This window comes from Paenibacillus chibensis, from assembly GCF_004001045.1.
Lineage (GTDB): Bacteria > Bacillota > Bacilli > Paenibacillales > Paenibacillaceae > Paenibacillus_AQ > Paenibacillus_AQ chibensis.
Map to the genome: position 1 here is coordinate 348,311 of NZ_BIMK01000007.1, position 14,662 is coordinate 362,972.

Annotated in this window: 12 protein-coding genes and 2 riboswitches; of the genes, 1 reads left to right on the forward strand and 11 read right to left on the reverse strand. The window is 55.7% G+C overall.

The window, feature by feature from the left end; all coding sequences use genetic code 11:
- Positions 1-178 precede the first annotated feature (178 nt).
- The 7 genes from PCH05_RS08090 to pulA form a co-directional block, all read right to left on the reverse strand.
- On the reverse strand, positions 179-2,710 hold the full coding sequence (locus tag PCH05_RS08090; RefSeq protein WP_127601854.1) for a GH39 family glycosyl hydrolase: 2,532 nt from the start codon (positions 2,708-2,710) through the stop codon (positions 179-181).
- A 269-nt stretch (positions 2,711-2,979) separates the two neighbouring features.
- Positions 2,980-4,479 (reverse strand): carboxylesterase/lipase family protein, encoded by a 1,500-nt coding sequence (locus PCH05_RS08095; protein WP_246049406.1) that lies wholly within the window; start codon positions 4,477-4,479, stop codon positions 2,980-2,982.
- Positions 4,480-4,635: 156 nt separating this feature from the next.
- Complete coding sequence (gene thiE / locus PCH05_RS08100) at positions 4,636-5,319, reverse strand: thiamine phosphate synthase (RefSeq protein ID WP_127601855.1); 684 nt, start codon at positions 5,317-5,319, stop codon at positions 4,636-4,638.
- Positions 5,316-6,128: a bifunctional hydroxymethylpyrimidine kinase/phosphomethylpyrimidine kinase gene (gene thiD, locus PCH05_RS08105; RefSeq protein ID WP_127601856.1), complete on the reverse strand. Its 813-nt coding sequence runs from the start codon at positions 6,126-6,128 to the stop codon at positions 5,316-5,318. The genes thiE and thiD overlap by 4 nt, the downstream gene beginning before the upstream one ends.
- Positions 6,125-6,958 carry a hydroxyethylthiazole kinase gene (gene thiM, locus PCH05_RS08110; protein ID WP_127601857.1) on the reverse strand — a complete coding sequence of 278 codons (834 nt, stop codon included), beginning with the start codon at positions 6,956-6,958 and terminating at the stop codon, positions 6,125-6,127. The genes thiD and thiM overlap by 4 nt, the downstream gene beginning before the upstream one ends.
- Positions 6,955-7,653 (reverse strand): thiaminase II, encoded by a 699-nt coding sequence (tenA, locus tag PCH05_RS08115; protein ID WP_127601858.1) that lies wholly within the window; start codon positions 7,651-7,653, stop codon positions 6,955-6,957. Before tenA ends, thiM begins: the two co-directional genes overlap by 4 nt.
- 220 nt (positions 7,654-7,873) lie before the next feature.
- Positions 7,874-7,980: riboswitch (TPP riboswitch) on the reverse strand.
- A 74-nt stretch (positions 7,981-8,054) separates the two neighbouring features.
- Positions 8,055-10,397: a type I pullulanase gene (pulA, locus tag PCH05_RS08120; RefSeq protein ID WP_127601859.1), complete on the reverse strand. Its 2,343-nt coding sequence runs from the start codon at positions 10,395-10,397 to the stop codon at positions 8,055-8,057.
- A gap of 267 nt (positions 10,398-10,664) precedes the next feature.
- Between pulA and PCH05_RS08125 the strand changes: the two genes are divergently transcribed.
- Positions 10,665-11,081 (forward strand): GtrA family protein, encoded by a 417-nt coding sequence (locus PCH05_RS08125; RefSeq protein ID WP_246049407.1) that lies wholly within the window; start codon positions 10,665-10,667, stop codon positions 11,079-11,081.
- Positions 11,082-11,132: 51 nt separating this feature from the next.
- Here the strand turns inward: PCH05_RS08125 and gcvH are convergent, their stop codons facing one another.
- The 4 genes from gcvH to PCH05_RS08145 form a co-directional block, all read right to left on the reverse strand.
- Positions 11,133-11,525, reverse strand: coding sequence for a glycine cleavage system protein GcvH (gene gcvH, locus PCH05_RS08130; RefSeq protein WP_127601860.1), 393 nt, complete (start codon positions 11,523-11,525; stop codon positions 11,133-11,135).
- 69 nt (positions 11,526-11,594) lie between these two features.
- Positions 11,595-12,518, reverse strand: a complete 924-nt coding sequence (sdaAA, locus tag PCH05_RS08135; RefSeq protein ID WP_127601861.1) for an L-serine ammonia-lyase, iron-sulfur-dependent, subunit alpha — start codon at positions 12,516-12,518, stop codon at positions 11,595-11,597.
- Between the two features lie 7 nt (positions 12,519-12,525).
- Positions 12,526-13,200, reverse strand: coding sequence for an L-serine ammonia-lyase, iron-sulfur-dependent subunit beta (gene sdaAB / locus PCH05_RS08140; protein ID WP_127601862.1), 675 nt, complete (start codon positions 13,198-13,200; stop codon positions 12,526-12,528).
- 188 nt (positions 13,201-13,388) lie between these two features.
- A riboswitch (glycine riboswitch) is annotated at positions 13,389-13,500 on the reverse strand.
- Between the two features lie 243 nt (positions 13,501-13,743).
- A complete protein-coding gene (locus PCH05_RS08145) occupies positions 13,744-14,580 on the reverse strand; it encodes an ROK family protein (RefSeq protein ID WP_164766580.1) in 837 nt (278 codons plus the stop codon).
- Positions 14,581-14,662: the final 82 nt, after the last annotated feature.

The following is a 14,662-nucleotide window of genomic DNA, read 5'->3' on the forward strand; positions in this document are numbered from 1 at the left end:
ATCAAATTTGAAAACGTTTACATTAATAAGTATAAAAGAAGCCCCCTATCTTCAGACAGGCGGCTTCTTATCGCTTTGAGTTACGATTTTTAATGAATTTTATGTAAGCGCTTCGATATCTGCATATCGGGACATTAAAAATTGACACAAGCCCTAAACTCCTTGGCGAACACGCATCCTAATCCAGCGGATACAGCTCGATCAATTCGACGGCATGCGGCTCCAGCAGCGAAGTGCAGGTGACGCTCCCCTCTATGTCGATCTGCCTCACGTTCATCCGCGCTTTTGCGGAAGCTTTTAAGTAATCCGCTTCCTCGGCGTTAACGTATGCCGGCGCTCCCATGCGCACCCAGGCGTCATAGCTGCTGCCATGGGTTCGCGTGACCGTATGGGTAACCATCCGGTAACGGCCTTTCGGAACGTTCGCAAGCTCCATTTCCAGCTTCAACGTTTTCTCGTCCTTGAACCCGTTATATCTGTTTTGCTCATCTATAAAGGAGATGTCGCCCAAAGCGTACAAATCGTCGAAGTGACAGTAATTGTAGCTGAGCAGCTGATATCCCCCTTTTCCGGCCGTGACAAGATAGTGCTCCCCGCGGTCAATCAGCCGGTCTCCAAGCTTCGCCAGCAGCTCATAACCGAGCATGGCCGGCTTGGGTATACCGTACTGGGCGATCAGCCCCAATCCGCCGTGAAAGAGATTTTCGGAGGCTGGCGTCTCTTCGATGTTGTCGCTGAGCACCCAATATCCGAAGCCCTCGATACGGTCCAGATTTTCAGCGACATTTTTGACGATATAGGCAGCCTTGTACAACGTGTCGTTCGTCAGCTCGCGATGATATGCCGTGGAATTCCACTCTGTGAGATATAGCGGAAGATGGGAGAGTCCGAGCTCGTCGAGCATTCTTTTTTCGTGCTCCAGCGTGTCTTTGAGGAAGTCGGGATTAGGCGAAATGCCTCCGAATTCCTCCAACAGCTCCCGATAGGGCTCCAGCTTGTACAGCCCCGAGATTTCATCCATTTTCATCATCTCATCCAACTGTTCATGAGGATAGAAATGCACCGGGATGAAATCCGGTAGACAGCCATGTTCCCGGCAAAAGGCGAAAAAATTCCGGTTAAAGGTCATGGAGCGCAGTGTGATGATCCGTCCAGGCGCACCGATCTGCAGCTTGTCCGAGACCCTTTTTAACGTCTCGTAAGTATGCAGATAGAAATCCATATATTCGGAAGCCGAGCCGGGCCAAAAGGCGTCAAACTCCGGTTCGTTCCAGAATTCAAACTTCCAGCTTTCCACTTCAGCGGCACCGTAACGGTTCATGCAGTGACGCAAAAAGCGCTCGATAAGCTCGCACCAACGTATCATCGATTTGGGTGCGCTGACATAGCTGGGCTTATGGAACAACTTTTTCACAGGGTCGGCGGCCAGCTCCGACGGCATAAAACCGAGCTCGACAAAAGGCTTCAACCCAATGGACAACAAAAAATCAAACAGCTGATCCACAAAGCGGAAATTATAATGCGGCTTGCCTTCCTCATTCTCGCGGTATACCATCATCCCATCGTCAAATATTCCATGGAACCGGATGCTGCGGAACGGGCAATGCTTCTGCATATACCTTAGTTGATCCTGCACATCCGCATGCAGGCCTTCCTTCGCTTTCCCGATCGTGATGACATTTTTCCAGGTATGCCTGAGTGCCGTGCCTCCGGGGGAAACATCCACCAATTCGCTTACGGATTCCAAAGCCCGGACCCGGGATTCCTCGTCGAGCTTCGTCCGCTGCAGGTACTGGCTGATAATGCCAAGCGCGCTCGATTGGTTAAAAGCCAAATAATTGGTGGTGGCCGCCGGCTTGTCTTCCCCTTCCCTCATCCCCGGACGGTACTGTTTCCGGTATTCGTTCGGCGTCATGTGATACCGGTTTTTGAAAGCCGAATAAAAGGATTTGGCATTCGGAAATCCATGCTTCAGGGCAAGATCGGAAATCCGTTCCTCATCGCAGCTCAGCAGCTCTTCCACGGCGTTTTTCAAGCGGATGCTGGTCAGGTAGGACTGAAAATTCAGGCCGATATTATCGCTGAAAAACTTGGAAAGGTACGGAACCGACAAAAATTCGCGGTCCGCGATCGTCTGTAGGGAGATCGGCTCCTCGTAATGGTCGTCAATATAGCTGATGATCCGCAGCATCCGCTCTTTGTATTTCTCGTTCATCGCTTCGCTCCGGGCTTCGGTGCGAAACTGCTGGGCCAGCGCGGACAAGACACCGAGCATGCGGATCTGCATTTCGAGCTCGTATACGTCCCCCCGTTTATACCTGAGCTGAACCATCTCGGCCAGCAGCTGGCGGATCCGGTCCAGTCCCTGCCGCTGCTCTTTGCCCGCGAGCCGGGAATCGCATTCGAAATATACCGAGTCCATGCCTTTCAAATTCGATCGTATGTAAGCGTCCGGAATGAGAAAGGTTGCGATGATGTTCAGATCAAGCCCGATCACCTCATGCACATGGCTCGAATTGATGACGAGGACATCGCCTTCGGACAGGCGATGGCGGCGGTTGTCCACGGTCGCCTCCAGCGTACCGCGGAGCACGAAAATGATCTCCATGCTGTTGTGCCAGTGGCTGGGCACATAATTGACGCTGTGCAGGGAAACGTCAAACGGCAGCTCGCCGCTCGTCTCCACCAATTCATAAATCGAATTCCTCATTCCTGCCTCCTTGGGTATGCCATTGGTCGCATCAAAGACGCGGCGAAACAGAGCGGGCATCGTTCTTTGGTATGATATGCTATTGTAGCATAACTCGGCCTGCGGCCACGAGACCCCAGAGCCGGATCAATTCCAAACAGCTGGTCCATCCATATTCGCAAAAGCCCGTGGCAGCCGATTCTTACGATTGAAAAAAGCCGATCCGGATTTACGGATCGGCTTACATGATAGGGGCTCATTCCAAGCATAAAGGCTGACCGGCGAGGAAGTTATGCGGATTCGGTCAACCGTTTTCTTTTCTCCGGTTCCGGATCGGAAACCAGCCCGCTTTCCTCCCCGAAGATCATCGTCCATCGCTGATCTCCGTCGTATGCCGGCCATTCCAGCTGCGGCGTGGACGGACTGCCGCTTTTACCGAAAGCGGCCCAGGCATCCTGCATCTGCTCGGCAACCTCCTGCGCTCCTGCGTCTACAGGCATGCCTGCCGACTGAAGCAGTCCCAGATGGCCAAGAACGAACGGAATTTCCGCAGAGTGAAAGGCCGTTCCCAGCAAACGGTGCCCGGGAACCAATGCAAAATCAAAGCGGTACATCCATACCGGCGCATGCTTCCGGTGCGCTTCGGCAAACCGCAGCGCCGATCTCCAGAAGTAGAGCTCCGTCATCGCCTGGCGCTGGCCGTCAACCGTCATCGGATAATCCCCGATCCAGGAAGCCGCCCGCGGGTCGCCCGTTACCGCGGCATAGGCTTTGGCATTCTTTTCTCCGGACAATAGCGGCATGCCGTCCTGAATGAATAAGGCACCTTCTTCCCGGTTTGTCCCAATGATCAATTCGATGCCTGTTGCGGAGCCTTGGGCAACGCTCTCCAGCGGATCAAGCGGCAGCTCCTTCCCGTCGATCACCGGCTGGAACAGCATGATCGCGCTTGAGCCGGCCGCCTGCTTCAGCTTATTTCCCGCCAGAAGAATGTCTTCCGTACTCAATGAATCCAGTTTATCAAGATGATGGTCGGCAACGCCAAGCGACTCAAGCAGCGCTTTAGCTAATAGCCGTCCCTGCTCATCCGGGATAGCCTGCGATGCTCCGCTCTGCATAATGGCGCGGCAGAACAGCCCCTTCGCCGCCGGCATGGCGAGCAGCGCGGCAATGCTCATGCTGCCGGCCGATTCGCCGAACACCGTCACCTGGGTCGGATCTCCGCCAAACGACGCGATGTTGTCCTTGATCCACTCCAGCGCGGCGATCTGATCCAGCAGCCCGGCATTGCTGACATACCCGTCGTCGCTGCCATCCGAATAAGGTCCCATATGCGCAAATCCAAGCGCTCCAAGCCGGTAGCTGATCGATACGACGATCAATCCGCCCCGCTCTGCCAACGCAGAGCCGTCATATATCGGCAGTCCGCCTCCGCCCGTAACGAATGCGCCGCCATGAATCCATACCATGACCGGCAGCGGCTCCCCGGATACGCTATCCGGTGCCCAGACGTTAAGGTATAAGCAGTCCTCCGACTGCTGAATGTCGCCGCGCCTCAGGCCGAATACGCCTCCGGCCGGATCGACTGGCTGAGGGGCAAGCGGCCCGGGAGCAGCGGCTTCGCGGATTCCCGTCCAGGACTGAGCCGGCACCGGTCTGCGGAAACGACGCTTTCCGATCGGAGGCTCAGCATACGGAATTCCCTTCCAGGCGCGCACGCCCTGTTGTCGGATGCCTTGCAGTAGACCATTGCGAGTACGTATGATGAGCTCGTCCAAAATCGTAAACACCCTTTCTGATTCAACGTCCCTTCCATTTTATCACTAAATCGGGACGATCCCAATTGACGCTTTACCTGGGGTCAAGAGGCGGAAACGCTGGGGAATGACTCAACACGAAAAGAAGCTGCCCGGCGGGCAGCTTCCAATTATCGTCTTCGTCAGGAATTACGGCCGAAGGGATCCATAACGCCAAAAGGCTGAATTCAGCTCCCGAGCCAGCTTTTGCGCCGCATGACGTGAATCGGGAGCGGACGTTACCGCGGAGATGACCGCAATGCCGTCAGCCCCGGCGTATACGACTTCCTGCACGCGCTCCGGGGTAATGCCGCCGATGGCGACAAGAGGCAGCGTAACGCCGTGCTCCCTTATTTCACGAATCGCCGCCGTCCCGCAAGCTTCGCGGGCATCCGCTTTGGAGGCGGTCGGGTAGACGGGTCCCACCCCGATATAGTCTACGTTCAGCTTGGCTGCAAGCTTCGCTTCCTCCGCCGTATGGACGGACAATCCCAGCCATTTATTTCCGATCTTCTCTCTCACCTGCGAGGCCGGTTCATCGTCCTGGCCGATGTGAACCCCGTCGGCATCCACCGCCAAGGCGAGTTCGATATCGTCATTAACGATAAACGGAATGCCGTTTGCGCGGCAGACGGCTTGAATTCGCCGGGCAAGCTTTTCCTTCGCAGCTCCCGTGCTCGCATGCGGGCCCTTCTCCCGGAACTGTATCATCGTGGCGCCGCCGCGGATGGCTTCCGCGGTGACGACCGCCGGATCGCCTTTGCAGTTCGTGCTGCCAAGAACGATGTACAAGCGCAGCAGATTCCTCAGCTGCTCCGCAGCTGCCCCCGTCATCGGACGCTCTCCTTTCGGCGGCCGTAAGCCCAGTGATTCGTAGGTCCGCTGCCGCCTCCGAGCTCAAGCGAATCCTCGATGGCCGCTTGTATGTACAGCCTGGCCGTATGAACGGCCTCGGGTACGGGTACTCCTTTGGCCAGCTCTGCGGTAATAGCCGCCGAAAAGGTGCAGCCCGTGCCGTGCGTATGCCGGGTTGCAATCCGTCTGCCTGCCAGCCTCGTGAAGGCCGCACCGTCGTACATCAGATCGACAGCCTCCTCGGTTTCCGGCGCGTGTCCGCCCTTAATGACGACCATGTTAACGCCGTACTCCGCAATGCGGAGCGCCGCCTCACGACGATCCCCCATAGTCACGATCCGCATTCCTGCAAGCTCTTCCGCCTCGGGGATGTTCGGGGTAACGATCAGCGCAAGCGGGAGAAGCTTGCGCTTCAGAGCTTCAACCGCATCGCGGCGCAGCAGCTCGGCGCCTCCTTTGGCGATCATGACCGGATCCACGACGACGCTTCGCCAGCCGAAGGATTCAATCTTGTCCGCCACCGCCTCGATGATGTCCGCGCTGAACAACATCCCGGTCTTGACCGCATCCACGCCCAAATCCTTGCCAACCGCTTCCATCTGCTCCGCTACCGCTGCTGGCGTTAACGGATACACGCCTTGAACGCCCAGCGTGTTCTGCACCGTCACCGCCGTGAGGGCGGACATGCCGAATGCCCCCAGCTCCTGAAACGTTTTGATGTCGGCCTGAATCCCTGCGCCCCCGCCGCTGTCGGAGCCTGCCACCGTCAATGCTCTGGGCGTGCTCATTGCAGAAACCCTCTTCCGGCCAAGGCCCGGTGGCACACAATGGCCTCTTCGTCGATCTCGTAACGATCCATCTCGTACAGCGCATCAAGAAACGCCGGTTGAAAGCTTCCCGGTCCGCGGAATCCCCCGGCTTCGAACGCTCTTGAGGCAGCGGCTCCGTAGAAGGCCAAAGCCGCGGCGCCAACTGCGAGCAGATCATTCTCTACTGCCGCAAAAGCCCCCATGACCGAGGTCAATAAGCAGCCGGTACCTGTGACCAGGGTCAGGAGCGGATGTCCGCCGCGGATGACGTAGCCTTTGCTTCCGTCGGTGATCACATCCTCCTTCCCCGTAATGACGACGATCGTGCCGAGACGGTTTGCGGCCCGGGCGGCCAAATCCACGGGAGCATCCTCTCCCGTATCATCGGCATCCACGCCTTTAATGCCCGCGGACTCGCCAATCAGATGCGCAATTTCCGCCGCATTGCCCCGTACCATGGATACGCGGACCTCGCGCAGGATGGCCAGTGCCGATTTCGTCCGGAATGCCGTCGCCCCGGCTCCTACCGGATCAAGCAGCACCGGAACGCCATGCAGGTTTGCCGACCTTCCCGCAGTGATGGCTGATTCGACCAGCTCTGAACTGAGCGTACCCAGGTTCAGCACCAACGCATCTGCCATTTTGGCCATATCCGCCGTTTCCTCACGCGCGTAAGCCATCACGGGAGAAGCGCCGATGGCGAGCAGCCCGTTGGCCGTAAAATTCGTGACGACCACGTTCGTCATATTATGTATGAGCGGCCGCCGCTGCTTGATTGCCCGGGGAAGATGCTGCATATTCGGAATCATGCTCCCACCTCCTCTGCTTGCGGCAGATCAACCGGCCAGTCCTCCAAGCGGTAAGCCATATCCCAAAACATATACTCCAGCTGGCAGCTCTTCAGGAAATGCTCCATCAGCCGTTGCTTGCGGGCCGGAGTCAGCGTTTGCGCGGAGTCGTCCAGCACATGGCGCAGCTGCTCCGTAATGCCGAATTCCCGGTCTCCATAGAAATGCATCCAGTCATAAAAAGGGTGGGAAGGCTCCGGATTTATCTCTTCAAGCAGTTTGCGCCCAATCTCCACATAGGTCCATGGACATGGCAGCATGGCCGCAACGATGTCTTCCAAGGCTCCTTCATAGGCAGCATTCAGCATATGCCGGACATAATGGTCGGCGGAAGGGGCAAGGGGATATCCCTGCAGCTGTTCGTAAGTCACACCGGCGACCTCGCAGAAATTTTGATGCGGATGCGTTTCGCTGTTCAGAATAAACGAAATTTGTTCGTTGAAAAGAGCCATGACAGAACGGTCGGCGCATCTGGAGATCGCAATGCCATAAATCCGGATGTAAGCGTTCAGGTATTCGAAATCCTGCTTCACGTAATGCATCAGCTGTTCCTTCCGCAGCGTTCCTTCCGCAATTCCCCGCACGAACGGATGATCCAAAATCGCTTGGAAAATCGGGTCCGCCGCGCTTCTCAGTTCTTCGGTAAAACGGGCCATTTATGAAGCACCTCCGCATCAATTGGATGAAATCCCCGCAAGGAGCCGCCGGATCCGCATACATAATGCAATGGCACAGCATACGCCAGCATGAAGAGGATCATCATGAAAACAAGGAGATGAAACTTCGAGGCAAAAGCTTTTTTTCGATCAAAAAAAGCCGCCCCGAAATGGAGCGGCTTCATCAAGTCAGCAGGATAAATAAACATCGATCCTCAAGAGAAGTCCGTCTCCACTTCCCTACGCCGGTATGATCCGGATCAGGTTCAAAGGGTCCAAGCATCCTTGTCTCAGCCGCTCTGAATCGCGGCTCCCCTAGTGGATTTCGTATGAAATTCTTATTCACGACTTACTTTAGCCCCGATTGGCCATCTTGTCAATTCCATTTCCGGACCATTCGCTCAGCTGATCCTTTTCACCAGTTCCGATCCGCTCTGAATCAGCACAGTCGTGGTACCCTGGATGTGACTAAGATCAATATACCGGTCTTCATCGACATCCTTTGCCTCCCACTCGTTCAGACGCACGATGTAGCCGATCCTTTTCGTGTATGCCGGCACTATCATCGTGGCTACGGCTCTGCCATGCTCGACCTGTACAAAATCCAGCCGCTGTTCGCCGAGTCCGGTGCCCCAAACCCATAAATTCCAGCCCTCATATTTCCCGTCAGGCCGTTCATACTGAAAATCAACCCGTTTGGTTGGCCGCGGCGTACCGCCGATTTCCTCGTAAAGCACCATCATGGATAAGGCCGGAACGGTGACGGCTTCATCCACGAGCAGCTCCAGCGCCTGGTCGCCGGCATGCTCGGCGTTAACGGCGACTTTCCAGCCGGTAATGGAAAAAGGGATATCGAGCCGGACCTGATCTTGGTTGGCGTTATAGATGACAATGATATTTTTCCACGTATCGCCGTTGGCGAAATCCTTCAGCCGGTACGCCACCGTATTGTCCCGGCAGCGAAGCACCTCCAGATGCTTTTCCACCTGCTCCCGGGAGGTCATGCGAAAGGCCGGGTGGTTTTTCCGAAGCGTGATGAGCCCCCGATAGTAATCAAAAACAGGCTTGAATCTCCGTTTGTTCTGCCAACGGATCGTATTGATCAGATCACCGCTGCGGTAGCTGTTATGGTCGCCGTATTTCGTGCGCAGCAGCTCCTCTCCGGCCTGAATCATCGGGATGCCTTGGGATGTGAGCACGATTCCATTCGCCAGCACGGCGCGCTTCACGGTTTCGCTGCCCATGATGTGGTCATGATCTACGCTGCGATACGGGTCCGATTGCTCCACCGCTTCCCGCAAGCTTCCGCCGTCGGTAAGCCGCCCGTCCCGGATTTCCCGGAAGCCGGCATCATCCCGCAGCCCCTGCGTAAGCAGCACCTTATCCCAGAGGTTCAAATTATCGTGTACGGTGACATAATTGATCGTTTCGAGCGGAGAATCCGTAAAGTCATGTACGGCCCCCTTAACCCCTTCCAGCACTGCGCTTTCAAGTCCTTGCTGGCCTGTCGCAAAGCCTTTTCCCCCGCCGTCGCTGTCGCCTTTGAGGGCACCGCGGAAGTGGTCGTTGAACACCGCAAAACCTCTTCCTCTTTGGGTTCCCTTCAGCGTTTGCTGCTGCAGCGGTGTTTCTCCCCCCGTCCAGGGCTCCCCGTAAATGAGCAGGCTCGGATCCACTTCGCGGTGCAGCATTTCGGTAACCTGCTCTATGGTACCGGTATCAATCAAACCCATCAAATCGAAGCGGAAGCCGTCCACGTGATATTCCTCGGCCCAATATCTGACCGAATCCAAAATATACTTGCGAACCATCGGCCGCTCCGTGGCCAATTCATTGCCCACACCCGACCCGTTTGTAAGCCGGCCTTCGGCATCCCGGCGATAGAAGTACCCCGGCGCAGCCGCCTCGAAGGGGCCATGCTCGACGCTATACGTATGGTTGTATACCACGTCCATGATGAGCCTTATGCCTTTGCGGTGCAAGGCCATCACCATTTCCTTGAACTCAAGTATCCGGACTCCGGGTACGGTTGGATCGGTCGCATAAGACCCTTCGGGTACGTTCAGATGCTGCGGATCATACCCCCAATTATACTCCGGCTCGGACGCGCCCGAATCATCGTTCTGCAGTTCATTGACCGTTTGGAAATCGAATACGGGCAGCAAATGGACATGCGTGACGCCCAGCTCCGCCAGATGGTCGATCCCGATCGCGTTCCCGTCCCTGTCCCGCAGTCCGGTCTCGGTAAACGCTTTAAATTTTCCCTTATACTGAAATCCCGCATCCGGATCGGACGAAAAATCCCGCACATGCAGCTCATATAGCACCGCATCCTGAGCACCCCGCATGGGAGGACGCTGATCTTCCTCCCACCCTGAAGGATTCCAATTCTGCATATTTATAATGGCTGATCTGGCCCCGTTCGCGCTCACAGCCCGTGAATACGGATCTGCAACATAACGGATGCTGCCATCGTCTCCTTCGATCTTATACATGTAATACCGGCCGGCAAGATCACCGTAGAATCGCAAAAACCAGATGCCGTTATTCAAGCTCTTCATCCCGATTTCCAGACCGTCCGTATGAACCGTTACCTCACCCGCGGCATTATAGTTTCCCGCATCCTGGTAGAGAGCCAGCGTGACTTTGGCGGCATCGGGCGCCCACAGCTTGAATATGCTTTCCGTTTTGGCGTAAGTGCAGCCCAAATCACGGCCATCGTAAACCGTCGTACCTTCATTCATGATTTTCACACCACCATATTCTTGACATTCGATGTATGCAAAATCGCTCTAACACATCCTATGTGTCTTTGTTGCCATTTGCAAGGGTTTATATGCGTTATATCGGCCCAAATTCCTGCAGGGTGAATAGAAAAGGACAGGTTTCTTGGGTTTCTTGGGCAAGAGTTGCACAAGGTTTCGTAAAAAATACATAATAGAGTCATAGAACGGATAACCCGGCGGTGCGGAACGGATTCCGCTATCCGGAGGCTGGAAGGAGAAGGATGCGTGGTTGAACGATCGGGACATGACGAACTGAAGCGCTTCATCCGTTTCGGCATCGTGGGCGTGAGCAATACTCTGGTTGACTTTATTGTGTTTTTTCTTGTACATTCCTTGCTTGGAAGCATAGTCGGGCAAATCGTTTCCTATGCGGCGGGCATGCTGAACAGCTACATTCTGAACCGCCGCTGGACATTCGGTCAAAAGCACGCCCGCGATTATGGCCAAATGCTCCGCTTTATAGCGGTCAATGCAGTCATTGCCGCCGGTACGGCCCTCCTGCTGAGCCTGATGGACAAACACCTTCCTCTCGTTGCCGCCAAGCTGCTGGTGACGGCTGCCGGGGTGTTCATCAACTATTTTGTAAGCCGTACCTGGGTATTCCGCCCAAAGCATGCGGAAGAGCAGACCGAAATCAAATAAAGGCGTGCCGGATGAAACCAATCATCCGCACGCCTCTTCTTTTGTCATGCTCTATTCTTCCAGGAACTTTTCGTACTGCTCGGCGCTGAGCAAAGCCGCCAGCTGCTCTTCGAGGTCGCCTTGAACCTCGATTTCTGCCATCCATCCGCCTTCATAAGGCTCATTGTTCACCAGTTCAGGCTCATCGGCGAGCTGCGAATTGATCTTCGTGATTTGACCGGCGACAGGGCTGAACAGGTCCGATACGGTTTTGACGGATTCAATCGTCCCGATGCTCTCCTCGGCTTTGATCTCCGCGCCTTCTTCCGGCAGTTCCACAAACACGATATCGCCCAGCTGATGCTGCGCAAAATCGCTGATGCCGATGCGCACGACACTTCCGCTAACCTTTTCTACCCATTCATGGTCCTTGCTGTACCAACGGTTCTCTTTCACATTGCTCATTCTTTTCAACTCTCCTTCGATTAGTGTAATGATCGGATGACATGTTTGGCGGCAATGAGTCCTTCAGCCTTAGCTGTTGTCTGAAGGCGGCTGCTTGGCCTCCTTGGCTTTTCTGCGGCGCTGCTCCACCAATTCCTTGGTCAGCTTGCGACCGGTAGGTGTCGCGGCCAGCCCGCCCTTTCCGGTTTCGCGGTGCTTGGTTGGCATGGCGCTGCCCACCTCCAGCATGACGCCGATAACTTCATCGGCAGGAATGACGCTGCCGACCCCGGCCAGGGCCATATCGGCCGCAGCCAGCGCGGTAACGGCTCCAAGGCCGTTGCGCACGATGCAGGGGATTTCCACCAGCCCGGCTACCGGATCACAGATCAGGCCCAGGCAGTTCTTGAGCGCAAGGCCGACGGCATGAACCGCCTGCTGCGCCGATCCTCCGCGAAGCTCCACCATCGCTCCGGCTGCCATGCCGATCGCCGACCCGACTTCCGCCTGACAGCCCCCTTCCGCTCCGGAGATGGAGGCGTTATTGGCGATGACATAACCGATGGCTCCGGCGGCGAACAAGCCGCGAACCATCCGGTCATCATCCCAGCTGAAGCGTTCCTGCGTGCTGACGAATACGCCGGGGATGATGCCGCAGGAGCCCGCTGTCGGTGTAGCGATGATTCGGCCCATGGAGGCATTCACTTCGGAGACGGCAAGCGCGTAAGCCATGGCGGCTGCAGAAGGTCCGCCGAGCGATGGCTCATTGTGCTGCATGTAATCCGCGACCTTCTTGGCATCCCCACCCGTCAGTCCGCTGCGGGATTTGGTATTGCCGGTCAGCCCTTTCTGGACGGCTTCCTTCATCACCTGATAATAATCCGCCATCTGCCGGAACACGTCTTCCTCGGAAATTCCCGTTTCCTTGGCTTGATCCTCCAGCATTACTTCGGCAATCGTTTTGTTCTCTTTCAGGCAGATGTCTGCCAGCTGTTCCAGTGTTTCAAATCTCATAGGTCAACTAGCTCCTTTGGGTCAAATCGATCATCGTCACTTCCAGAATATGCGGAAGCTTCATCATCTCGTTGATTGCATTCGCCGACGGAGCGGAATCGAGTTCAAAGACGGTCATGGCCGCTTCGCTGCGTCCTTTGCGGTCCACGTCCATATAGCCGATATTCACGCCTTCCCGGCTGAGCAGCGCCGTCAGGCTGGCCAGCACGCCCTGGCTGTCGGAGTGTGTCACCGCTATTGTCGGATACTCCCCCGTTATTTGGACATCGAAGCCATTCAGGGAGTAAACCGCAATAGTGCCCCCGCCAATGGAGGCGGCTACGATCTCCGCTTTACGCTCACCAGAGCGCAGCGTGATTTTCACCGAATTCGGATGCGGCCCGTTGCCTTTTCCCTGCACCCATTCCATGCTCATTCCGGCTTTCTCCGCTTCAATATCCGCTTCCGGAATCCGTTCATCATCCGTGTCATAATCAAGAAGACCGGCCGTTAGCGCCAGATCCGTTCCATGCCCCCAGTAGGTTTCGGCAAAAGATCCGAACAGCGTCATCTGCGCCGTCTCGGGCTGACAGCCAAGCAGCTGGCGAGCCACTCTGCCGATCCGGACAGCGCCCGCCGTATGGGAGCTGGAGGGTCCAACCATGGAGGGACCGATGATGGAAAATACATTTTTGAATCTCAAGGTCTTCCACGCTCCTGTAATAGGTATTCATATCAGGAAGTTGTACAGTCGTCCAAAAGCCCAGCAAAAAAGGACAGCAAAAAAAGGTATGCAGCACCTTTTTTCTCTGTCCCTTGTACCTGAGAGTTTAAACGGAATCCATCGTTTCCGCGTTCCCCTTGGGTGGCTGACGCTCTCTCCAGAGCTGCGTCCGGCGACGGTTCCTTGTACCTGAGAGATTAGCTGCGCGGCCTGTGCATGCCTGCAGCTTGCTCCTTCGGTGCCGTCCCTGTCCAGGACGGTCTCTCCCGTTCGCCTTCATCCGCTATATATGGAAATCATCGATATTCTGTAACCATTTACAATCCTAATCCCCTTAAGAATAAAGCAGAGCGAACAGCGGTGTCAATATAACGTCTTCCCCGTTTTGCAGATTCCCCGGCCAGCCGTTTAGCGTATCGTCCGCTTGCCAAAATCCCGAGACACCATTTTCCTTTCGAGAGCATATATTCCCCTTTATATTCCACAACAAACGCTTTCATTCTAACCTATGCATTCTCCGCTCTAAAGCTGCATGCCGCTGCGCAAGTATTCCATCGCCCCGAGGGCAACGATCCGCTTGCCGTCCTTGGTCGGCGCAATGAGGCATGGCTTGAACATATCGGGCAGCGTATGCTTTTTCGCGGTTTCCAGCGCATGCTCCATATATCCGGGATATGTTGCCGTACTTCCGCCGATCACGATGACGTCCGGGTTGAAGAGATGGATGACATTAGTCAAGGCAAGACCGAAATGCACCCCGGCCTGTTCCAGCAGCTGGATCGCCTCCGGTTCCTTGCGGCTTATCCGCTCAAGAAATTCGTCGATGCCGCAGCCTGCCCGGTGCAAAATGCCGATGCCGCCGGCCATGCTGTCCAGCGTCTGAGGCCCGTTCTCCGTCTGGATCATGCAGTATCCCAATTCCCCGGCAAAGCCATGGGCGCCCGTAATCATGCGCCCCTTCGAATAAACGCCAAGGGCAACGCCCGAACCAGCCATGATCACCGCGATCGTATCCTTGTCCTTGTAATGGGCCGTTTCCGCCACGGTAGCCGATTTGACATCGTTAATGAAGCGGACCGGGAATCTGCCGGCCCCGAAATAATCGGTCGTGATGCCGGATAGCGAGCGGATATCCGAATGCTTCACGCGGTGATCGCCCTCTACCAGTCCGGGAACCGCCATGCCAAGCCCCGCTGGAACAAAAGGAAGCGCCTCGATAAAGCTGTCGATTTCCTGCTTCAGCCGTTCAATCGGGCAGTCCAGCCCGGTCGGAACCTTTTTCTCAATAGGCTTGCCATCCACTTCCGCATACATAAGCATCTTGGTACATCCCATATCCACGCCAACAACTCGGTCCATTTTCTCCGATCCCTCCCGATTCAGATGTATTCCTGTGCCGCTCACAACATTGTAACGCGCCCGATTGGAAATCAGTACCTTT